Origin of the sequence: Moorena sp. SIO4G3 (assembly GCF_010692305.1) — a bacterium.
Classification (GTDB): domain Bacteria; phylum Cyanobacteriota; class Cyanobacteriia; order Cyanobacteriales; family Coleofasciculaceae; genus Moorena; species Moorena producens_A.
In genome coordinates this window covers 1-21,866 of record NZ_JAAHIG010000087.1, presented here as the reverse complement: position 1 = coordinate 21,866, position 21,866 = coordinate 1, and the positions used below count along the sequence as shown (strand labels likewise).

Sequence of the window (21,866 nt, the reverse complement as noted above, 5' to 3'; positions counted from 1 at the left end):
GCTCAGAGGCATGAAATCAGAGGCTTTCCGTCCCTAACGCACCCTACTGTTTCCTGTTTACTGTTCCCTGTTTACTGTTCCCTGAAATAACTCTAATCTTACCAAGATAAGCTGCTATGAAAATAATGTACAAGGGTCTCCAAGACCTACTCATGATTAATTTTTACGCTCAGGAAACTAAGCTCGATTTTTTATCTATTGAAATTCCTATACCTGATGCTATAAAAAATTTGACTAACCTGTTTCCCTATAGGATAGGATTACACTTACGTCGAGAATATCGTCATATTGCGATGGCGATCAGGTCTTTGACGAGTAAAGACCGTCAAGACTATGATGGACTTTTTATCTTTGAAGTTTATCTACAAAATATCTATTTACTTCTCCCCTTACTGGCATGGCATCGCAAACCTGTTTGGATTTGTCTTCACTGGAATCAACAATTAGCCATGCATAGTACCTTCAAGTTTTTTGGCTTACTGTATCTAAAGTTTTTCCTCAAGTATTTTAATATTAAGGCAGTTTTATTTGAAATTGATGATGATGTTTTACGCAAACGGTTTAGATTACCAGCATCTGCGAAAGTGAAAATACCGATGCCAATCCGGAGCGATGCTTACCCCAATTTCAAGCCAGGAGAAAGGCTGCTTACAGATAATAAAATTAAAATCGGTGTAGTTGGCATGATTCGTAAAGATAAGCCAATAACTAAGCTAATTGAAATCTTGAAAGACTATGCTAAATCATCTGACCAAAAATGTGAACTAGTGCTTGGGGTACCATTTTTGCAGAAGCCTAAGAATTTAGATAACTTGGGCGTAACGATGTATGATACAACCACTGAAAAACAATATCTTGATTTGTTAAATGAGGTAGATATTTTAGTAGCTTATTACGAAAAACATCGCTATTATTACCGTACCAGTGGTGTATTGAGTGATGCGGCTTGCTGTGGTTGCTATGTGATTACTTCTGATTATCCAGTACTCAGGCATCAAGTTAATTGGCCAGTCTCTGTGGGTTCAACCTTTAAAACTTTTGAGCAAATTCCATCCTTACTTGATGAAGCTATCTCTTATATTCGGGAAAATGGTCAGGATAACCAGTGGCTTTGGCGAGAAAAAAGAACAGCGGAGGAAATAGCAACTGTTTTTAGCAAAGGGAGTAGGGAGTAGGGAGTAGGAAGTAGGGTGGGCAAAAACAGTTTGGTTATGCGTGAATATTCGAGATTAGATTAGTTTGCCCACCCTACTTTATTTACTTCAAGAGTAGGGTGGGCAAAAATAATTTGGTTGTTGTGAGTATTCGAGATTAGATTAATTTGCCCACCCTACTTTATTTACTTCAAGAGTAGGGTGGGCAAAAACAGTTTGGTTATGCGTGAGTATTCGAGATTAGATTAGTTTGCCCACCCTACTTTAGTTCAAGAATTGCGCACTCGTGCCAATATCGCTTCTATCTGTTCTAGGGGCACGGCACCAGAGAAGGCTTCACCATTCATAACAAAGAAGGGTGTGCCACTTAGTCCCAATAGTTCTGCTAGCTGCATGTCTTCTGCAATGGCACTATCAGCTACGTTCCGGTCTCGGTTAAACTGTTCTAGGTCTAAATCTAGGGCTTCGGCAATGGCAAGATATAAATCTTCTCCTAATTGCTTTTGATTAGCGAAGAGAGCATCATGGTACTCCCAAAATTTGCCTTGTTGAGTGGCCGCCCAAGCTGCTTGAGCCGCTGGCAGGGCTTGGGGATGAATTCGGATGAGGGGGAAGTGTTTGTAAACTAAGGTGACTTCATCCCCATGGTTTGCTATAAACTCCTTGACGGTGTCGTGAGCTCTGGCACAGAAGGGACACTGAAAGTCTGAGAATTCTACTAGCACAATTTTATCTTCAATGGCGCTAGTGGTGGGGGAGGAACCAATGAAGGCTTGGGGATTGGTTTTGAAGCCCTGCAAGATTGCTTGCTGTTGCTGCTGGCTTTCCCGTTCCAGTTGCTGCTGGTATCTCTGGACCGATTCTAGGATTACTTCTGGGTGGTTGCGGATGACTTCGAGTATTTGTTGTTCTAGTTGAGGAGTAATCTTGGCGGCTGCTGTGGCTGGCAGTGACCAGGTTGAGAAAGACAGGAGTAGTACTAATCCTGTGAGTGATAGGGCTTTCTGGAGAATGCTAAGGAGCTTAGTGACCATGATTTTCTTAAATGGAACCAAGGCATAGGGTATCTCACATCAGGGAACATCGGCAACGGATTGGTATTGTGCTACCCGCAAGGCAAGAGGCAATAGGCAATAGGCAAAAGTTGCGTGGGAAAATGAAACAGGCAAGATGCCTGTTCCACCGCGCAAGATGCTCCTTCTACCCACCGGGTCAAACAGCATGCATTGCGATTCACCATCCAGACGTAATCCTGGCATCCCATAAAAGAGGAAGATGCCTTCCTCTGTGGAAGACACCTATAAATGTATTGATAGTTTTATTCTATCTCAATAAATCTATTAGATATCAGAGTTATTTGCACCAGTTATTTGCACAAAATGTATTGATGTTGGTGGTCACTAAAATAGCCCCAAACACGACGCATATCGTTAGTACCAGTGTTAAACTTCCAATCGATATCATTAACTCCTGTGACATACCAGCCAGACCATGAACCATTGAACCAACGAATTTTATAGGCAACAACATCACCGCCCAAAATCTGATGGTCGATCTCTGTATTTAGTCCTTTATACCATCCAGGAGTTTTTCCAGTTGGAGGTAAACCAGACTGGTCATATCCTTGCAATGTACAAGTAGCTTGAGTGCGAAGTTCATGTTGGATGCAGTCACGTCTACTACACCCATTAGCTGCAAAGGATGGCTGGGCTGGCAACATGGTTATTGCTGCAACAATCAAAGAACTTAAAACGATCAAGATACTCTTTTTTAGAGTACTCATGCTCTGGTTTACTTTTTACTTCAATTAGGTACTTAGGGCTGGAAATCAGGTGAATAAATCTCACTGACCTTGAACCCTTTTCTAATATCTAAAAAGTATTCCTAGGTCGGCAGTACCCTTAAGGGTACTATTGCAAGGAAAAAAAATTCCTGAGAAGACCACAGCCGGGAAATGAAACAGGCAAGATGCCTGTTCCACCGCGAACAGCCGTCAGTGGTCAGTGGTCAGTGGTCAGCGCTCAGCTTATTTAATTCAAAAGCACCTCAAGCACTGTGGCACAGGCTTCCAGCGAAACAGGCAAGATGCCTGTTCCACCGCGAACAGCCGTCAGTGGTCAGTGGTCAGTGGTCAGCGCTCAGCTTATTTAATTCAAAAGCACCTCAAGCACTGTGGCACAGGCTTCCAGCCTGTGACCTAACCCATAAGCTAATAGCTCAGAGCTGATAGCTCAGAGCTGATAGCTTATGGGTTAGGTCATGATTCATTCCGATTGCAACGGTGCATCCAACACTTTAGTAATGCGATCGCGTGCGCCTTCTAAGTGGGCTAAGCTAGCAGTATCAAGGTTTTTCCCTTGTTTGTTCAAGGTCTTTGCGATCGCATCCCGCAATTGACGGAGTTTATACCGGGCTAAGACCCGAGCATCCTCGGGAGTATTAAAGGTTTGGATAGCAATAATAAACTCAGGGAAGGTGCGGGCACTTTCTAGACTATTGGAATTGCGCAGTGCCATGTTCACTAAAAGACTCATATACTGCCGTTGCAATCCCCGACGCAAGCTAGAGATTGGCTCAATCTTAGCTTTAGTATCTAGTTTCCAGATGCTATCTTGAACAGTGTCAAACACTTCTGCCATGGTCAAGGCTTCCCCGGAACTAGTTTTGAGTTGAGCATCCCGCAAACGAGCCAACCGTTCTGATGAAAATAAATCCCCCAGCACCATAGTTTGAACTAACATCACTCGGTCATGAATGGGATAATCTAGGGGGAAAATAGTGGGAAAAGTCCCCCAGTGAGTCCAGCGAGATGGGGCTAACTGGTTGAGGAGTTGGGGTGAGAAGTTAAAGGTATCTTCTGCAAACATATACTCCCCGAGCATGGCTAGAGCCTGACGCTGTTTTTCCACAGGGATGGGTTCAAAGGGAAGTGTGCCAGTCTTGCCACCAGTGTAGTTTCGATTAAAGGTTTGTCCCCCAATATAACCAGTAAGGGACATAGCGTTTTCAAAGAAATAGGAAAATACCGTATCAAAGCGATCGCGTAAATCCCCAGCACTTTCTTCAGGAAGCAGGTAAGTGGTGTTCAAGCGTTTCCAAATTCCCTTAGCATTCTCCATTTGCCACTGAGAGTAGCGCAATGGATCGCCACTAAGGTCCCAAACTTTAGCTTCTGGGTCAATAAAATCGAAAGTATCCTCATCTGTAGCATAGGATAGTCCCATTTCGGACCCTTCAGCCGCAATTTTGCGCAGTGTGCGTAATTCTTGTTGAGGAGTTAGAGCATCAATAGGAGTGTAGCCATACTTAATCACCCACTTATCATAGGGACCAACCACTGTGGAGAAATAATCTCCCTGTTCTATTCCCTCTGGCGCTAGATTAACTGGCACATAATCCATTACTGACGCCACTAGCCCTTGGTTGCGGGTAATCTCAGTATTATTCAATTCCTCCGGAGTCAACATGGTGCTGCCCCGGAAATTGTGGCGCAATCCCAGAGTATGCCCCACTTCGTGAGCCGTCAGGTAGCGCAAATACTGCTCGATGAAGGTTTTCATTTCCTCACCACTGGGCAACTCGTGGTTTACCATTGATAGAGACAATGCTCCAAACTTAGCTTGCTGAGCTGATGCCATGGCAAAACAGAACTCATGGTCTGGGACTTGGGTTAGTCCGCTCAGGAATTGCCCAGCTGGTAGGCTCAACTGAGCCGCTTTGCCAGGATTGCTCTTGAGGATTTCCTGCCATTTGAGGTAAGGAACTTTCATGCCATTACTACACAGGGAACCATTCAACGGGAATTGGGATAACCCAGATAATGCCTGGGATTGAGGCTGGGAACCAATAGCCTGGTATTCCGCTTTGATCCAGCGCACCGCATTAGCATCAATAATCACGTCTGCATCCAAGATTTCCCCAGTCAAGGGGTTTACTCGGGATGGGCCCATAGCGATAATTCCTGGGAATGAGGGAAAAGAATTGGACCAGCGAATGGTGTTGTAGCGAATATCAGCCGGGTCCCAGGTGGCATCATCTGGCATTTGCCGGACTTCAATGGCATTGTCAAACCCTGCCTCCCGAAACGCTTCATTCCACATTAAAATCCCCTCCCGAATTGCATCTCGGTACTCTAGAGGTACAGTATTTTCAATCCAAAATACAATCGGTTCTTTTGGGGGGGATACAGTAGCAGTAGGGTCTTGTTTTTCTAAATGCCAGCGCCTGATATAACGGATAAAGGGCTGTTTGCGGTTTTGATTGGATAGATTTTGATAAGCACTGATGAAATAGCCTACCCGTTCATCCGCCAGTCGATGACGGTAACCATTGTTAGTCGGTAGTTGAGAAAAGCTATAGCGGACACTAAGATTAAATGCCCGTTGATCTGGGAGACTCCTCAAGGGAAAGAATAAATCTCCCCCACCAGAAAAGCCATAAACTGACTCAATCTCTACATTCAACGGAAATGCTTGAGCGTCACTGACATAGGATTTTTGAGGGTCTACTCCATAACTTCCTCCTAATATCTGAGGAAAAGCCGATGCTAGTCCAGAGAAAGACCCATCGCTGACGAGGAGTGGTGTTAAATCCACCAAGAGAGTCTTTCGTTCTGGATGAATACTGGTAATGGGCAGGGAATATAGTACCGAATCACTGAAGGAACGCTTAACAGAACGCTCTTGGGGGTCACCGGGTTGAGTACGGAAGTAGATATTTGGTATAACTAAATCTATGGTTTTCTGTCGGCGGCGGAATTGGAACAAAAAATCATTAACTGGCCAACCGGTTTGGAGCCCCAACTCCCCAATTCCCGAAGAAAGGGTGACAACACATAGGAAATTTTGATTTAGTTGATCGGGCTCAATTTCTAAATAAATTTTGTCTTTTTCTTTATTACGGTAGAGGGTGAGTAATCCTGCTAATTCTTCGGCATCTTCTACCACCTTATCAAATGGCTTTAACTTGGAATCACTACTATCTGAATCGGATAACTCCTCTGAGGGGGCCTCTGAGGGGCCTTCAGCAATTTCTGTAGTTTGAACTTGGTTATGGGCTAAGGTTAGCTGGGGCGAGTAAACAATCTTTTGATCCAAATGTTGACCCAAACTATTGCGGTTTGGAGTAGATAGAGCTATGGTTTGGAGGTACAAAGGGGATAGTACCAAGACGAATGCACACAGACAGAATATCAAGAACTTTTGTCTTTTCATCGATTAATCACTAATTTTGTGTTCCCAAAAAAATATAAATTATGAATTATTATCGTTACGAATCATGAATGATTAAAACAATAAAATTAATATCATAATCACCAAATTATTGAATTTTAAAATTGATTATAGCGTTTCTTATCCTTATAATCTACTTCACTTTTATAGCAATTACTCCCTACTTTCTACTCCCTACTCCCCAAGACGAAAGTCCCTCAACCAATTGATAGCTGCTATAGTTACAATTTATTTAGTTATTGATTAGTTGAATCTTTATAGCTTCTGATTCCTAAGTATTACTTAAGGATTACTATCAATGGGAAGCACAGAGCAGAGCCATGGTTTTAGATGTTCTATTTATTTTTAGTCAAGATGGTGTGATTTTACTATAGTGGTTTTACTATAGCTTTTTTTAATTAAATAGACGAATCAATGGACTAACCCTTCAAGCACCCCGAAATTTCCACACCTTGGGTTAGTCTATATCTATAGTTCCTGTACTTTGAGCCTTGGCAGTTCAAAAAAACTGTACAGTAACTTTAAGTCAAGCTATACTTTCAGCAGTCAGCTTTCAGCTATTTACTAGTCAGCCCTTGCAGCTGAAAACTTAAGCTCAGAAGTATAGTTTATTAAAAGTAGTGCCAGCTAAATTAGGTAAGCATTTAGTTAATGCGCTACGCGCACGCTGCGCATTAGCTGAATGCTGATAGCTGATAGCTTAAACTTGATTAGAAGCCAAGCTATTGATAACACTAGACACCAAAGTCAGAACGATGGCTCCGAAAAAAGCTGGCCAGAAACCGTTTACCATAAACGCCGCAGGAGTGAAATAGGATGCCAGGGATAGGGTGATAGCATTAATCACCAACAGAAATAGTCCCATGGATAAAATTGTGATAGGCAACGTCAGAATCACTAGAATCGGTCTAATGATGGCGTTAACTAAACCAATGACTACTACCGCTACAGCAGCTGCACCAAAACCACTAATGGTAATTCCTGGTACCAGGTAAGCAGTAATCATTAGTGAGATAGCACTTAGCAGCCAAGTCAAAAATATATTAAGCATCGATCTCACAAAAATATCGCTCACTATGATTTTAGCGATTCTGGCGAGATTAGCCTGTAAGCATTCAGCCGTCAGCTATCAGCTATCAGCCATCAGCTATCAGCCATCAGCTTATGTGCTACAGATGGTGCTACTTGAGGTGCCATTGGCGGTAGGCCAAGCTATGGGACAGCTTTTGAATAAAATAAGTTGACCGCTGACCGCTGAGCACTGAGCACTGACCGCTGACCGCTGACCGCACCTCAAGCAGCGTGCGCGAGCGCGCATATGCTTACCTTTGGTATAACTCAAGTGATTATGCATCACAGTATGATTGAGTTGAACGATTCCAGCAATAAATCTTTATGTTTTTCCGGCTACTGGTTACATTCTTATTTGCGTGCTCTGTTTTTTGTTATCCCTTACCTGTTCACGCCAAGAGTATAGCCTGCGATGGGAAACAACTCGTGGGAGCAGACTTATCCGGTCAAGACTTACAGGAAGTCAAAATTACCTATTGCAATTTGGACCAGGCTAACTTAGCCGATGCCAAATTGATCAAAGCATCTATCCAACATACTACCCTGAATAATGCTAATCTCCATGGAGCAGACTTTACCAACAGCGACACCTACAACATTAGCTTCAATGGTGCAGATTTAACTGATGCCATCTTTACTGGTTCCTTACTGCAACGTGCCAGTTTTGATAGGGCTAACATCACTGGTGCTGATTTTAGTAGCACCCTGATCCAACCGGTCAGAGAACGGTTAAAACTCTGCGATGTAGCAAGTGGCGTGAATCCTACCACTGGTGTGGTGACTCGTGACTCTTTAGGGTGTTGGTAACCTGTAATATCAAGTTTGGTTGAATACCTATCATCTAGGGGAGGGTGGGGAGATGGGGAGATGGGGAGATGGGGAGATGGGGAGATAGAGCAGATTTTTGTTAAGGGTAATTATCCTGACATGATATAAATTGTTGACTGTTGACTGTTGATGGTCAACGGTCAACAGTCTTGATTGATCGGGCTGACTTGAGCGATGGTATGCTGGATGGTGTTCAAATTTGATAACTGTTTGCTAGAGGAAGGTGCACCTGAAAACTGGTGTTGCGCTTGTGAGTCTTTGGGATGTCTATTAAACGAGTAGGTGTAATTGGTGGCGGACAACTGGCCTGGATGATGGCAATGGCTGCCAAGTCTTTGGGTATTCGGCTAGTGGTTCAAACTCCTAATATTACTGATCCAGCTGTTTGTGTTGCTGCTGAAACTGTCTTTGCTGCTATTGATGATGGGGTAGCTACCGAGCAAATGGCATCTCGCTGTGATGTGATTACCTTTGAGAATGAATTTATTAACCTGGATGCTCTGAAATGTCTGGCAAAGCGGGGAATTTGCTTTTACCCTAGACTAGAAGCTTTAGCGCCACTGTTGGATAAATATCACCAACGCTGCTATTTCGAACGGATTGGTTTACCCCAGCCAGAGTTCATCAGTCTGGAGGGGGAGGTGAGTAAGCAGGAATTAAAGTCCCTAACCTCTTCTCGAACCCCAATCAACCTGAGTGAGTTAGATTTTCCTCTAGTGCTGAAAGCGCGACGCCAAGGTTATGACGGCAAGGGTACGTTTATTATTAAAGACAGTCATAGCTTACAGGAAACTTGGAACCAGTTAGGGAATCAGCCTGTGGTGCTAGAAGAGTTTATTCCCTTTGAACGGGAGTTGGCAGTAATGGCTGCCCGTTCTGTAGATGGGCAGGTGGTGGTTTACCCGGTGGTGGAAACTCAGCAGGAAGAACAGGTGTGTCGGCGAGTGATTGCACCAGCCCAGATTAGCCCAGATACCGTGGCGGAGGTGAATGCGATCGCAAAAACTCTCCTGACTAGTTTAGAGGTAGTGGGAGTCTTTGGGATTGAGTTATTCCTCACTAGCAATCACAAGGTTTTGGTTAATGAAGTCTCCCCTCGTACCCATAATTCCGGCCATTACACCATTGATGCTTGCGAAACTTCTCAATTTGAGCAGCAACTGCGAGCGGTGGTGGGTTTACCCTTAGGTAGCCCACAGATGCATTGTCCCAGTGCAGTCATGGTGAATCTTTTGGGTTATGAATCTTCTCTGGATGATTACCAACAGAAACGGCAGACCTTAGCCAGTTTACCAGGGGCGTTTGTCCATTGGTATGGTAAGACTCAATCCCGCCCAGGACGTAAGTTAGGTCATGTCACGGTTTTGAGTGATGGGAATTCGGTAGAAGAGGTAATTGATAAGGTTGAATCGGTTTGGTACGATTAATATCCTGTTGAAAGTTAGCCGCTTGTTTGTCAGAATTAAGAATTAAGAATTAAGAATTAAGAATTAAGAATTGAGACTTCTACATTCTGCATTCTGCATTCTACATTCTTAATTCAAAAGATAATTAATAATGATGACTATGCTCAGAAAACTCGCGATCATCCTTGTCGGTGTATTGATCACCACTGCTGCCTTTGTATCAATACCTTCCGATCCTGCCTATGCCTCTCTATCTAGCTCTGAACAACAAGAACTATTAGATGCACATAATCAGTACCGGAGACAGGTTCAACCCACAGCATCAAATATGAGAGAGCTCAAATGGAATAATACATTGGCTGGAGTAGCGCAAAACTATGCTGATAAATGTACTTGGGGACATAACAGGAACCGTACACAACAGGTAGGAGGTGAGTTTTCTTACGTGGGGGAAAACTTGTACCTCACAACCAACCAGAATCATCAAACGACTGCTCCAGTTGATTCCTGGTATAGTGAAGTGAAAGATTATGACTATGCTACTAATAGCAGTAGCGGAGTCACAGGTCATTACACTCAAGTGGTCTGGGCTAACACTGAATACCTTGGATGCGGCAGAACAAAATGTCCTAGCTTAGTGGGTCTTAACTGGAACAATGTAGCTATAGTAGTTTGCAACTATGCTCAAGGAGGAAATTATAGGGGTCAAAAGCCTTACGTAGCTGGGACAATCGCCTCAAGTTGTCCGTCAGGTTATACTGCTAGCAACGGTCTTTGTTCAGCTAACTAATTTACTCTGCCCCACTGGTTAGTGAAGCGGGCGGGTCGCGCCCGAAAGTTCAAGCCGTAGCAGTAGTCTTAGGGTAGGATGAGCATTGATCCAGGCAGCAACTGTCTCAGTATTCTCACCCGGTAAGGCTTTGGCAGTGGAGGTAAAGAGAAGAAAGCAAAAAGGAAAAAGTAAAAAATACTTGGCTTGTCTTTGTTGTCTATTGTTAATCTTTTACTACCCTGGTTCAATTGCGACTTTGATGGCCTGACGATTCTTCATGTTTTCAAACACCTGCTCTAAATCTTTTAGGGGACGATAGTAACTTATAAGTAGTTCAAAAGGTATAACTCGACTCGCTAACAGAGATAGAGCCTCTCGCACAAAGGTTGGTGTGTTGTGAAAGACCCCTTTGAGGGTCAGGGAATTGTAATGTAGTTGTTCGGTACTGACGGTAATTGTGGTATCCCGAGGACAGCCGCCAAATAAGTTAATAGTGGCACCAGGACGTCCACAAGCGATCGCAGTTTCCCAAACAGTAGGTATACCAGTTGCTTCAATTACTATATCTGCCCCCCAACCATCAGTTAAGTCTCGCACCGATGCTGGTACATCACTTAAATTATGATAGTTAAAAGTTCGAGATGCTCCTAATTTTTCCCCAATTTGCAGCCGTTGATCATGACCCCCAAAGAGAAACACCTCTGCTGCTGATTGCTGAGCTATTACTGCTGTGAACATCAAACCAATTGCACCATCTCCTATAACTACTACCCGGTCAGCAGGTTGAATATTAGAACATGCTACCCCATGCAACACACAAGCAAGGGGTTCTGTCATGGATGCGAGAGCATTATCTAAATCATCAGGTACAGCTAAGAGGTTGTGTTTTACAATTGGTGATGGTATTTTAAGGTATTCAGCGAAAGCACCATAGTTGAAGACTAAATTGGGACACAGGGAATACTCCCGGCGGTGGCAGAAAAAACAGTTCATACAGGGGGCAGAGTTGTTGGCCACTACGCGATCGCCAATTTTCCAGCCTGTAACTCCCTCTCCTAGGGAGACAATTTCACCGACAGCTTCGTGACCCTGCAATATGGGAGGTTGTGGCATTTTCGGATGACCACCACGAAGCCATATTTTGAGATCCGTACCACAGGTTGTTGCCGTCCCAACTTTAATCACAATCTCACCAGCGGCAGCTGTGGGGAAAGGGACTTCTTCCAAGCGCAAATTTTCTTGACCGTAGAGTAATGCTGCTAGCAATATGAATTACCTCTGACCATAGTATTTTTTGGATAGTAACTCAAATTTACTTCTATTACCTACATTGCGCAGGTTGGAGGGGAGAGGTGAGTCCTGGATAATAATTTCCCCGACATAGTTGACATTTAAGCAGTAGGGTAGGCAAAGTAATCTAATCTAGAATTATCAAAAGAACCAAACTGTGTCTTGATGCAATAGCGAGTGGGGGAAACCACGGCAGTTGCTCATGGTTAGAAGTTACCGTAAGACAGTTGAGCCTTAATCAATAAGTTTTACCCCTTTTCTGCATAGCCTACCAACCATAAAGGCTCAACGTAATCAGGTTTCGTCTCCGGGGGAGACCCCCAAGACCGCACTGCCTCCCCAAGACCGCGCTGCATCGCTTTTTGCCCACCCTACAAATTCCCTACTCCCTACTCCCTACTCCCTACTCCCTTTGCTAAAGCAGTAGATAACTGGCGTAAGCGATCGCTAACTTCTAAATTAACTTCGTGAGCCTTTAAATGATCGGGCATTTCAGCCATGAGTAAGGGATTTTCTTCTAACCATTCATTCTGGGCTACTCCTCGCCACACGGCTTCATATCGAATAAAGCGATCGCGCAATTCATCCAGTTCCTGTAGGCAAAATTGCCCAAACCCTGCGGCTTCAAAAATAGCCGAACGCAAATAGGTTTCAAAGGCTTTGAGATCGGTTTCAAGTTCCAATATCACTTCCTCCGCTGAATTTGTAGGTTTTGGTGGCACATCCCCAGAGACGTCACGAATACCTAATAGCTCATGGCGCATCTTGGGATCATAGAGCAACTTTGACCCACGATTTACATATCGTCTTAGCACGCTGAAAGCCTTTTCTTCACCATTGTAATAATTATCGACTAGTTCGATATCCGCTCCCAGTCGTTTGACAATACGCTTACGAGTTTCACTCCCTAAAGGGCCAGGAATTAAGGAGTCAGCAACCGGACGGGAAAAACGAAGAAATAACGCCGTCAAACTTCGACTTAAGACTTCCACAAACTGCTCTGGATTACCAATTAGTCGCTGCTCTAATTCCTTAGTTTTCCAGAGTAACGTGGTCAGATAGTCAACTAACTTTAATGCTTCTTCCTTGATTTCTAGAGCAAGGTTATGAGCAATATCTCCTAAGAGGGTGCTAATGGTAGCAGAAAGTTCTTTACGCCAGCTATAGTCAGTTACTTTAGCATCAAATACACCAGAATGAGTTTCTTTAAATATTCGCTGTTTTCTTTGTTCGTTATCGGTCTTGATTTCTTCAATTTTGGTTTCAATATCCTGGAGATATCGAGACCGAAATTTTTCTACGACATCTGAGGTGAGCGATTCTTCCTCTTCTGCCGTAGACTTGCGAATATTATCATTATAATAGTCGCTTAGGTCTGCTTTAATGGTTTTCCACTTTTCTTCCCACCACTGGGAAAACTCAATACGACGTTGATTTTCTTGTAATCGCTTGGCTTCGGCTGGATTATCTGGATATCGCTTACTAACGATATCAAAAATTTCTTTTGATGTTGTTAGTATTGTGGTGATTAAAGCATCACAACGTTTTTCTAAAACAGTAACCCGTTCATTATCAATATAATCAGTAATGCGAGCCTTGATTTCCTGGATACCAGTCGCTTCGTGTCTTAAGGCTTCCTCATCTTCGATACCTGTCAGAGATTTAAGCTTATTTAAAATTGATTCCGGACTGCCAACGCATTTGAATGTTTGTTCATTAGCCAAACCATTTAAGACTAAATAAGCTCCGGCTGAACCATGGACAATTCGCTGAGGAGGTAATTGTGCTCGTCGATACCAATCTTTTGATGCTACATCCAGATGGTCTTGAAGAGCTGCTGGACTAGCAAACTGATCAATCCGACTCAAGAAAACAAACAGTTTATCTCCAACGTTTACATTCTTGTCACCCTGCTCAGTAAACTCAAGAATTTGAAGTTCTGCACCCCGAATACTAGAAAATTGCTGCACGACAATCACAGCATCACAATCTGAGAGCATTTCTCTAGATTCCTCTATATGCTTGGCTAAACCTGAGTCTAATCCAGGCACATCATAGAAAACAATACCTTCAGCTTGGACGAGTTTATTGGTATACAGTCTAGCTTCTAATACTGCATGGGCGTATTGCTCATCAGCAACATACTTGTTAAGGTCTTTGTTAATGTCTTCAAGGCGAGTAAATGGGATAGTTTTCCGACCTTCGCTACGAACTTGTCTTAAGGTGTCTTGATAGTTTCGGATTGTCTCTAAATCTTGTTTTGCTCCATCTCTATGCTTAGAATTACTCTTAGACTCTGACTCCAGCTCATCCAACAGACGGGTAAATTCTTCTTCAGTTTTAGGCTCAACTTCTAGCCTTTGCTGAGAATCTTGTTCAACGGAATAAATTTGTGTCGTTGTAAAAGTACAACGTCCTGCTTTTGCTGGCAGTAAATCACAATCTAACCAGGCATTGACAAAGGTACTTTTTCCCGCCTTTTCCAAGCCCACAACAGCAATCCTAAATTCTCGCTTCTTCAACCGTTCAAGCTGACGACGAGCAGGTTTTTCTTCTTCTAAAAGAACCTCTTTGAGGTGAGCAGGAACTCCTGCTTGAGGAAGCCTGGCTAAATCAACGGCGTGGCGCAGCACAGTTAAAGCGTCACCCAAACGAGTTTCATAATAGGATGAAGCAGTTTTCCAATCCATTTTTCCAATCTATTTTATAGCGTTTATGGCATGTATGAGGTACAGTAAGCAACCTCAAAGTCACCCTTTTTAAGGGGGATTTAGGGGGATCTATTGGTACCTCATGGGAAACAGAATTGCTATAATTACTTAAGCAGAAATAAAATTTTCTAAACCATCTAGGTTAATAAGACGAGCAATTTTATTGATTTTAGCATCACCATCAGGTAGCTTCTTCTTCAGACTGTATTTTGTATCCTGACGAATCATATCTTCACCTTCAGGAATTATGAGCTGGATATAAGCATATTCTTCACTATAAAAATTGATACTACTTCCACTAAAATTAAGATTTACTTTTTGGTCAATAGCTTGGACTGAACCATCACAAAAAAAATAAGATGCAGAGGAGATAAGTTCTTTAACACGACTTGAAGGAATCTGAAGACCTGGATTCAATCCACTGAATTGATAAGAAGGAACAACCAAGCACAAAACAGAAGGCTTTCTTGATAAGCCAGTAAGTCTAGGTTGAGCGTAATCTAAATATCGGTCTCTACCTTTTACTTGAGTCTCCCTTATATTTCTAGTTTTATTTAATTTGCGTCTTTGCTCTGATTGTTTAACTGCAATATATAAGGCAGTAAGTATGAAAGCTACAATAATTATCCCTGTCAAAATTTCGGTATTATCTTTAACTGGGGCAAAAAAATTAGCAAATTCCACTGCTTGACGCTCCGCTTCCTCTTTCATTTTTGCGAATTCCTTTAGTAAAGGAATTTGAAATATAGATAAATCTTTGATTGGACTGGACAAGAAAGGTTTACAAAATTCAATATCCTTGTTGAGAGTCGAATTTTTATCTATGCCAAAATAGTGACAAATATCTTCACTATTATCTGGGTCTAGATAAGTGATGGCTGCATAGAGACACCCCCGGTCACGATTTTTAATAGCCGCATAAATTTCCTTGAACTTCTCTTGATAGATTTTTAGGGGGTCTTGGTAGTCTTGAATCATGTCATTGCCGTACTCTTTATGCTAAACCTAATCCTGAAAATTAGTAACTTAAACAGGTTACTTTATTAGCTTACAAAATCAAGATAAACTACCTCAGCACTTTTCCAGCTTTTTTAATATTATCCTCAAGTTGTTTAGCTTCCAGTTGTAGGGGATTCCAGATCGATAAGTCTTGTTGATGAGACAGTGTAGCTTGATCGTGAGCTTTGTCGAGCCGCTCTTGATAACGGTCTACAATTTCTTTTTGATAAGACTCAACTCCAGTTATAAAGCTATTGATTTGAGATATAAACCAATGGGCGACCTGACTATAAATTTCTACTTCTGCCTGATTTTTTTGCAGTAGCCATCCTTTTAGCATGTCTTCAGTTTTTGGTAACTGAGCATTATCACTAGAGCGTTTTTTAATTTTTTTCTTATATACTATTCTTTCATAAAGCCAGAGAGACCACCAGTCTCTTTTATATTTCGGAACTTTAACATAGTCTAACCATGTACCTTCTACAATTGGAAATCCTGCTTTAAATTCAAAGCTTGGCTCAAGTTCAATGTCGATTTTTACCAATTGTAACCTGGAAAAGCTAATTCCTATATTAGGGGCAATAGTGCTCATTCCTTCTTCCAGAATAGATAAGTAAGCATTCAACAAGGTTTCTAAAGCATCACGCACTCTCCTCATTTCTCGCTCTAATATTTTTTTTACTGCTTCATTGATCAAAAGCTTTAAGATATCAGCTAATTGATTCAACTTATCATTGAGCTTGCTAAGATTACGTTTTTCTTGGTTCGTACGTGCTTCGATCTCCTTGCCGTTCTCAGCTACTTCAGGAGAATACCCTAAGTCAATTAAATCGTCAATTGTTCTTTCTAAAAGATTAAACATGGTTGGATTAGCAGCTTGAAGGGTTTTACTGTTTAAGCAGAGTTTGCCGTTATCCAAAGACTCAATTACAGGTTCCAATATTTCCTCTACCCCTTCTGTCATGGCTTTTCGCCATCCATAAAGGGGAACTAAGCTGTCTGCACGCTCTTGATAAGAGCTTTCTCTTAGTTCGCCAATAATACGGGCAATAATCTGATCTGCTCTTGCTCTAGGATCGGGTAACTCTTGCTCTAGTGAAGGGATTTGGTTACTTTCCTCCATTAAACCTTTTAGAGCATTTTCAATTTGTTCAAAAGGGCCTCTTAGTTCTTGAGCTTTTTGTAAAATAAACTGACTAATGTCTTGCTGAATTCGGAAAATATTATTACATTCTTTTTGGTAGTCTTCTTCTGAGCTATTAATGAAAGCATAAGTGGTTTGTATAGCCCACTCTGTTACTGCATTACCTGCTTTAGCTTTAAATCGGTCTATAATTTGTGGAATAACTAATTGTGGAAAATGTTGATCGATATGCTCTTTCAGATATTTGTGAAATTCTTTTGCGTAAGAGGCTTCCCAAACCGTCTTGGCAACACGGTGACGCTCATGGTGTTCCCATCGTTCTACTTTTCTGGGTAAATCTTCTATAATATCTTCTGGAATTAAGAAGTTAAACATACTGTCAATTTTTCTACAGGCTTGAGTACTTTTTTGTTGATTAGCACTGTTCATTTGTATTGACAATAGCGCTGGCAATGCACTCATTTTTATAACTTGTAAAGCACTAATATCTTCTTGATACTCTTCCAGATCCTTAGTTAACTTCTGTTTGATATCGTGAACAGTTCTTTTGAAAAACTCTCTTTCACTATCCGGCCAGTTTTGGTCTTTACGAAACTCATCAATCCGATTCAGCACAAAGAGCATCCGGGCTGGTGAGCCTCCTAGTTCTTTGACCTGATCAACAACTTCTTGGAGTAAGTTACTAACTTTTTGTCTATCGGTTTCTGCACTATTATAGGTAACTATACATAAGGCTTCTTTACATTTTCTAATCACAGAGCCATTCCCTTCATCGCCCACATGAGCTAAACCGGGAAGATCCATGATTCGCACTTTGGTTTTTTCAGGCAAATCAAGCAGTTTAGGATTGGCTACAAGCCGGAAAGGGTAATATATCCTTGTTTGTGGACAAGCAACACTGGTTTTTCCGTCTCGATTAGCTTGAAGATAGGACTTCATGACTTGGTCTAAACGGTCATAAATGTCTTCGTCGGTAAGATTTTTCCATTCTCCACATTCCCAAAGTGCCCCTGGAGTTTGATCAATTTTCAGAGATTTGGTTTCACTATATTCTACAGTTACAACCCCTGCACTCATTTCTTGTACAGCAACTGGGACAATTTCTGCCCCACACAAGAAGTTAACCAGGGTACTTTTACCACTGCTAGTTGTCCCGGTTGTCGCTAAGGTAAGAACCGGTTCACTAAGTTCTTTCACTAATGCACTTACCGCTATCTGGAATTCGAGGTTTAAACCTTCGAGTTCAGTATGGTAGTCTGGGGGTAGCTGCTCACGGATTTTATCTTGAAAACTACACCATTCCTTATTAATATTATTGATTGATTCTTCAACAGCTTCAAAAATATTTTTGATGTTGCTTCTCATTATGCTCAAAGCCTTTAGTGTTGAGTTGTAACGATGGTATAGAAACTACTCTGACCTTAAAAGTAGCCGAAAACAGTCTATAGGGGTTATTTCTTTTTACTTAAGCTTTTAGTTAGTTTTTAAATAGCTCTTAATCTTAGATTACCCTAACTTAATATAAGACTGTCAAGGTAAATGGCTAAATGAAATATTTGTGAATCCAGGTAAGGACAATGAAGAAATTACTATTGGATTATTGGTGATGATAGAGTATAGGGTTTCCTGTACGAGATGTAAACTTGTATGGTCTTTTGTTATTGGACAATAAAACTTTACCCAGGCGTAGCCTCTCTCAGGAAGGGTTACGCCTGGGTTTCTTTTGCATGAATGCCTATTGCCTTTTGCCGTCTTGATGCAGTCGCTCATGGGGGAAACCCCCAAGACCGCGCTGCATCGCTATTGCCTCTTGCCTTTTTAAGCAATACCTATGTTTACAACCGACATCCAAACCTGCTGATTATGTCTGTGATGGACTGGTAGTTTCAGGGTCTAAGGGAGTATCTGAAGTGGATTTCTTGCTAACCCAAGCGGTAATAATATGAGAAAGTAGTCCGATGGGTCCTGCAAATAAGCACAGAATTAGGGAGTGAATAGTCCAAATCCCAGCCTGTTGCCCTTGCCAATAAATCCAACGCCCTACAAACAAGTCCAAAACTAGGAAGTGTATCCAGCCAGTAGCAGCAACGGTTTCGTCACTAAAGAAACGGGCAATATCGGCTAACTGAGGATTGGATAAGGCTTGGGCGGATTCTGGTGTAATGCTATTAATAAATAGGTAAATATATAAACCTGCTAGAGCGACGAAGGGAAGATAGGATTCCATTACTCGCTTGGTAATGCCCCAATTTGGCAAGAAAATCATCAGTATCCAAAAGGGCAAAACGAAGACATTGGCAATATTAAACAGTTGAGTGATCACCATATTTCTGTGTTTAAGATTTCAACTATTTACTATAGCAATTATAAATTGGGTGAAGTTTTTCTGGGTTTTAGGGAATAGGGAGCAGGGAGTAGGGAGTAGGGAGTAGGGAGTAGGGAGCAGGGAGTAGGGTGAAGAGCATGGGGAGTGGGAAAAAATCTTGTTTAGCTAATGAGTCTGAGAACTTCTATAAGTTTTACCCAGAGGATTGGAGATGATGGGTTCGGATTAATTTGTGGTGTTAATCTGTTGTGTTAATCTGTTCAGGTTCATTTTCCAGAGTTGGATGTTGGTTAGACCAAGAACCTTGCCATTGCTAATCCTAAACCGATCACTGGCAGCATCTTACTCTCAGGTAGATCCTGGGGATAATTTTGAACAAATTCCACAAGACCTGTGGAATTTACGGTATAACAATTCAACAGTTAACCTTCAACACTTAATAAATTACTATAAATCCGATGATTAACAACCAAGACGGCTCTCTAGCCACTAGACTACAGCAACGGCGTCAAAAGCTGGCTCAGCTGGTGGATTTTCCAGTAATTCTCTGGTCTGGACATCCTAGTCCTCGGAATTTCCGAGCCAATTCGTTCCCTTTTCGGGCTAGCAGTCACTTCTTGTATTTTGCTGGTTTACCCCTAACTAATGCGGTAATTGGCCTCAATGATGGCAAACTGGATTTATTCATGGATAAGCCAGCCTCTGGAAGTGCGTTGTGGCACGGAGAAGTGCCTTCACCTGAGGAAATTGCTGAGATGATTGGGGCTGATGGGGTTTTTCCCCTTTCAGAATTGCGTTCGCATTCTCAGGGAGCAGCAACCATTGCTGTTCAAAATCCCACTACTTACAGCCAACAAGGGGAAGTATTAGGTCGTCCTGTGGGAGCCGCTGATGCTCCAGAAGGGATTGACTTGGATTTAGCGAAAGCCATTATATCCCTACGGTTATACCATGACGAGGGGGCATTATCGGAGTTGCGCCAAGCCGCTGAGGTTTCGATAGCTGCTCATAAAGCGGGAATGGCAGCTACTCCCAAGGCTAAACGGGAAGCAGACGTGCGGGGAGCGATGGAAGGGGTAATTATTGCCAATAATATGACCCGTGCGTACACAAGTATTGTTACCGTTCATGGGGAAGTGCTCCACAATGGTGAGTATCACCATTCCCTGCAACCGGGAGAGTTACTGCTGGCAGATGTAGGAGCAGAAACGGCTATGGGTTGGGCGGCGGATATTACCCGCACTTGGCCGGTGACTGGTAAATTTTCCCCTACTCAGCGGGATATATATAATGTCGTCAAAGAAGCCCATGATTTCTGTATCAAGAATCTTTACCCTGGGGTGGAATATCGAGAGATTCATATGACAGCAGCAGGGGTGATGGCTGAGGGATTGATAGATTTGGGGATTCTGCGAGGAGACATCTCGGATTTAGTAGCAATGGATGCCCATGCTTTGTTCTTTCCCCATGGTGTTGGTCATTTGCTGGGATTAGATGTCCATGATATGGAAGATTTAGGGGATTTGGCAGGCTATGCACCAGGACGGGAAAGAAGCGATCGCTTTGGCTTGGGCTTCCTGCGACTAGACCGACCCTTGGAAGCAGGGATGTTGGTCACAATTGAACCAGGATTTTATCAAGTTCCAGGGATTTTGAATGACCCGGAGCGACGGTCAACCTACAAAGATGTGGTGGATTGGGATAGATTGGCAAAATTTGATGATGTGCGGGGGATTCGGATTGAAGATGATGTGTTGATTACCGAGACAGGAGCAGAGGTGTTGACCGCTGGGTTACCGACTGATCTAGAAGCAGTTGAGGATTTGGTTAGGGGAGAATAAGTTTTCGGGTGTGGGTGAACGGGTTAATGGTGCTGATAGCTATCAGCTATCAGCTATCAGCTTAAGCGCTACGCGCACGCTACGCGAACAGCTATCAGCTGGCGGCTGAATGCTTGCATGGTGGTATTACATTGAGAGAAATAATTTTGATAAGACCTGATTAGATCAGGTCTTTTTTAGATCTTATCTAAATCATGAGTGCTCTTATATCATAACTTGAATCAATAAACAAGATCCGGGTGCGATCACTTTTTTAGCTCAGATTCACTACAGTGTCTTGATGCAGTCGCTCATGGGGGAAACCCCCAAGACCGCGCTGCATCGCTATCTGAAATAGTCTTAAATTTAAACAATTTGCCTTGGCGTACGACAATATTTGTAAATACTTAGCCGAAGAATACCCATCGGAGTTTTTTCATTGGCTATTGGGTGAAGAACCTCGGGATATTCAGGTACTTAAAACCGAATTGAGTGCTGAACCAATTCAAGCTGATGCTCTGAGTTTACTCCAAAGTACAAACCAAATTCTGCACCTAGAATTTCAAACCTTACCCCCATCCGAGCCACCATTACCATTTCGGATGTTGGACTATTGGGTCAGACTACACCGCAAGTACCGATGTCCGATTGAGCAGGTGGTAATTTTTCTCAAGTCTACGACCTCAGATCTGGTATTCAATAACGAGTTTAGGGATATTAATACCTGGCACCGTTATAGAATTATTCGTCTGTGGGAGCAAGACCCTCAACCACTGTTGGCCAATCGGGCTTTGTTACCCTTGGCAACTTTAGCTAGGAGTAATCGGCCTAATCTATTGTTAGAGCAAGTGGTTGCTGAAGTCGATAGAATTGAAGAACAAGGTCAACGAGGAACCCTAGCGGCCTGTGTGGATGTACTGGCTGGTTTGCGGTTTGACAAAGATTTAGTCCGTCGATTTTTATCCGAGGAAATTATGGAAGAATCAGTATCGGGTAGGTCGGCGGGGTCACCCCCGCTTCGCCCCCTAAGCACCGTGCGAACAAGTCTCCAAGTACACGGCGCACCTAATCCCTTTAGAACTCGTTATTCTTTCAACCGTTTTTTCCTTGATTT

The 21,866-nt window shown here is 42.6% G+C and carries 19 protein-coding genes; 9 read left to right on the top strand and 10 right to left on the bottom strand.

What is annotated here, in order from left to right; all coding sequences use genetic code 11:
- The first annotated feature begins 152 nt into the window (after positions 1-152).
- Positions 153-1,175, top strand: a complete 1,023-nt coding sequence (locus tag F6J99_RS17300) for a glycosyltransferase family 1 protein (RefSeq protein WP_293113973.1) — start codon at positions 153-155, stop codon at positions 1,173-1,175.
- A gap of 248 nt (positions 1,176-1,423) precedes the next feature.
- Here F6J99_RS17300 and F6J99_RS17295 read toward each other — a convergent pair whose 3' ends face one another.
- From F6J99_RS17295 to F6J99_RS17285, 3 genes are all read right to left on the bottom strand, one after another.
- The gene (locus F6J99_RS17295; protein ID WP_293113972.1) at positions 1,424-2,188 is read right to left on the bottom strand and encodes a thioredoxin domain-containing protein; all 765 of its coding nucleotides are present in this window, start codon (positions 2,186-2,188) and stop codon (positions 1,424-1,426) included.
- 39 nt (positions 2,189-2,227) lie between these two features.
- On the bottom strand, positions 2,228-2,452 hold the full coding sequence (locus F6J99_RS17290; protein WP_293113971.1) for a hypothetical protein: 225 nt from the start codon (positions 2,450-2,452) through the stop codon (positions 2,228-2,230).
- Positions 2,453-2,520: 68 nt separating this feature from the next.
- Positions 2,521-2,937 (bottom strand): hypothetical protein, encoded by a 417-nt coding sequence (locus F6J99_RS17285; protein WP_293113970.1) that lies wholly within the window; start codon positions 2,935-2,937, stop codon positions 2,521-2,523.
- A gap of 220 nt (positions 2,938-3,157) precedes the next feature.
- On the opposite strand from F6J99_RS17285, the gene F6J99_RS17280 reads away from it, so the two are divergent.
- Positions 3,158-3,355, top strand: coding sequence for a hypothetical protein (locus F6J99_RS17280; protein ID WP_293071456.1), 198 nt, complete (start codon positions 3,158-3,160; stop codon positions 3,353-3,355).
- Positions 3,356-3,418: 63 nt separating this feature from the next.
- Here F6J99_RS17280 and F6J99_RS17275 read toward each other — a convergent pair whose 3' ends face one another.
- Together F6J99_RS17275 and F6J99_RS17270 are read right to left on the bottom strand one after the other, a co-directional pair.
- Positions 3,419-6,367 (bottom strand): zinc-dependent metalloprotease, encoded by a 2,949-nt coding sequence (locus tag F6J99_RS17275; RefSeq protein WP_293113969.1) that lies wholly within the window; start codon positions 6,365-6,367, stop codon positions 3,419-3,421.
- A 718-nt stretch (positions 6,368-7,085) separates the two neighbouring features.
- Entirely contained in the window at positions 7,086-7,436 is a 351-nt protein-coding gene (locus F6J99_RS17270) for a phage holin family protein (RefSeq protein WP_075901826.1), read from the bottom strand.
- Positions 7,437-7,461: 25 nt separating this feature from the next.
- Between F6J99_RS17270 and F6J99_RS17265 the strand changes: the two genes are divergently transcribed.
- From F6J99_RS17265 to F6J99_RS17250, 4 genes are all read left to right on the top strand, one after another.
- Complete coding sequence (locus tag F6J99_RS17265; RefSeq protein WP_293113968.1) at positions 7,462-7,629, top strand: hypothetical protein; 168 nt, start codon at positions 7,462-7,464, stop codon at positions 7,627-7,629.
- A 253-nt stretch (positions 7,630-7,882) separates the two neighbouring features.
- Entirely contained in the window at positions 7,883-8,263 is a 381-nt protein-coding gene (locus F6J99_RS17260) for a pentapeptide repeat-containing protein (protein WP_293113967.1), read from the top strand.
- 284 nt (positions 8,264-8,547) lie between these two features.
- Positions 8,548-9,711: a 5-(carboxyamino)imidazole ribonucleotide synthase gene (locus F6J99_RS17255; RefSeq protein ID WP_293113966.1), complete on the top strand. Its 1,164-nt coding sequence runs from the start codon at positions 8,548-8,550 to the stop codon at positions 9,709-9,711.
- Positions 9,712-9,850: 139 nt separating this feature from the next.
- A complete protein-coding gene (locus F6J99_RS17250; protein WP_158069703.1) occupies positions 9,851-10,480 on the top strand; it encodes a CAP domain-containing protein in 630 nt (209 codons plus the stop codon).
- A gap of 216 nt (positions 10,481-10,696) precedes the next feature.
- Here F6J99_RS17250 and F6J99_RS17245 read toward each other — a convergent pair whose 3' ends face one another.
- From F6J99_RS17245 to F6J99_RS17230, 4 genes are all read right to left on the bottom strand, one after another.
- Complete coding sequence (locus F6J99_RS17245) at positions 10,697-11,728, bottom strand: alcohol dehydrogenase catalytic domain-containing protein (RefSeq protein ID WP_075901836.1); 1,032 nt, start codon at positions 11,726-11,728, stop codon at positions 10,697-10,699.
- Between the two features lie 413 nt (positions 11,729-12,141).
- A complete protein-coding gene (locus tag F6J99_RS17240; protein WP_293113965.1) occupies positions 12,142-14,442 on the bottom strand; it encodes a dynamin family protein in 2,301 nt (766 codons plus the stop codon).
- A 129-nt stretch (positions 14,443-14,571) separates the two neighbouring features.
- Positions 14,572-15,441, bottom strand: coding sequence for a hypothetical protein (locus F6J99_RS17235; RefSeq protein ID WP_293113964.1), 870 nt, complete (start codon positions 15,439-15,441; stop codon positions 14,572-14,574).
- Positions 15,442-15,529: 88 nt separating this feature from the next.
- Complete coding sequence (locus F6J99_RS17230) at positions 15,530-17,971, bottom strand: dynamin family protein (RefSeq protein ID WP_293113963.1); 2,442 nt, start codon at positions 17,969-17,971, stop codon at positions 15,530-15,532.
- Positions 17,972-18,337: 366 nt separating this feature from the next.
- Between F6J99_RS17230 and F6J99_RS17225 the strand changes: the two genes are divergently transcribed.
- The gene (locus F6J99_RS17225) at positions 18,338-18,490 is read left to right on the top strand and encodes a hypothetical protein (RefSeq protein ID WP_158517381.1); all 153 of its coding nucleotides are present in this window, start codon (positions 18,338-18,340) and stop codon (positions 18,488-18,490) included.
- Here the strand turns inward: F6J99_RS17225 and F6J99_RS17220 are convergent.
- On the bottom strand, positions 18,468-18,932 hold the full coding sequence (locus F6J99_RS17220; protein ID WP_293113962.1) for an ABA4-like family protein: 465 nt from the start codon (positions 18,930-18,932) through the stop codon (positions 18,468-18,470). The genes F6J99_RS17225 and F6J99_RS17220 overlap by 23 nt on opposite strands.
- A 458-nt stretch (positions 18,933-19,390) precedes the next feature.
- Here F6J99_RS17220 and F6J99_RS17215 point away from each other — a divergent pair, with 458 nt between their 5' ends.
- Together F6J99_RS17215 and F6J99_RS17210 are read left to right on the top strand one after the other, a co-directional pair.
- On the top strand, positions 19,391-20,773 hold the full coding sequence (locus tag F6J99_RS17215) for an aminopeptidase P family protein (RefSeq protein WP_293113961.1): 1,383 nt from the start codon (positions 19,391-19,393) through the stop codon (positions 20,771-20,773).
- A gap of 359 nt (positions 20,774-21,132) precedes the next feature.
- Positions 21,133-21,866, top strand: a 734-nt coding sequence (locus tag F6J99_RS17210) for a hypothetical protein (protein ID WP_293113960.1), incomplete at its 3' end; no start/stop codon positions are given.

Excerpts from the sequence above, each read along its gene's own strand:
- F6J99_RS17300 (WP_293113973.1), top strand. The coding sequence starts at position 153 with ATGATTAATTTTTACGCTCAGGAAACTAAGCTCGATTTTTTATCTATT.
- F6J99_RS17275 (WP_293113969.1), bottom strand. The coding sequence starts at position 6,367 with ATGAAAAGACAAAAGTTCTTGATATTCTGTCTGTGTGCATTCGTCTTG.
- F6J99_RS17240 (WP_293113965.1), bottom strand. The coding sequence starts at position 14,442 with ATGGATTGGAAAACTGCTTCATCCTATTATGAAACTCGTTTGGGTGAC.
- F6J99_RS17285 (WP_293113970.1), bottom strand. The coding sequence starts at position 2,937 with ATGAGTACTCTAAAAAAGAGTATCTTGATCGTTTTAAGTTCTTTGATT.
- F6J99_RS17250 (WP_158069703.1), top strand. The coding sequence starts at position 9,851 with ATGCTCAGAAAACTCGCGATCATCCTTGTCGGTGTATTGATCACCACT.
- F6J99_RS17230 (WP_293113963.1), bottom strand. The coding sequence starts at position 17,971 with ATGAGAAGCAACATCAAAAATATTTTTGAAGCTGTTGAAGAATCAATC.
- F6J99_RS17255 (WP_293113966.1), top strand. The coding sequence starts at position 8,548 with ATGTCTATTAAACGAGTAGGTGTAATTGGTGGCGGACAACTGGCCTGG.
- F6J99_RS17270 (WP_075901826.1), bottom strand. The coding sequence starts at position 7,436 with ATGCTTAATATATTTTTGACTTGGCTGCTAAGTGCTATCTCACTAATG.
- F6J99_RS17265 (WP_293113968.1), top strand. The coding sequence starts at position 7,462 with ATGATTTTAGCGATTCTGGCGAGATTAGCCTGTAAGCATTCAGCCGTC.
- F6J99_RS17235 (WP_293113964.1), bottom strand. The coding sequence starts at position 15,441 with ATGATTCAAGACTACCAAGACCCCCTAAAAATCTATCAAGAGAAGTTC.
- F6J99_RS17220 (WP_293113962.1), bottom strand. The coding sequence starts at position 18,932 with ATGGTGATCACTCAACTGTTTAATATTGCCAATGTCTTCGTTTTGCCC.
- F6J99_RS17295 (WP_293113972.1), bottom strand. The coding sequence starts at position 2,188 with ATGGTCACTAAGCTCCTTAGCATTCTCCAGAAAGCCCTATCACTCACA.
- F6J99_RS17225 (WP_158517381.1), top strand. The coding sequence starts at position 18,338 with ATGCCTATTGCCTTTTGCCGTCTTGATGCAGTCGCTCATGGGGGAAAC.
- F6J99_RS17215 (WP_293113961.1), top strand. The coding sequence starts at position 19,391 with ATGATTAACAACCAAGACGGCTCTCTAGCCACTAGACTACAGCAACGG.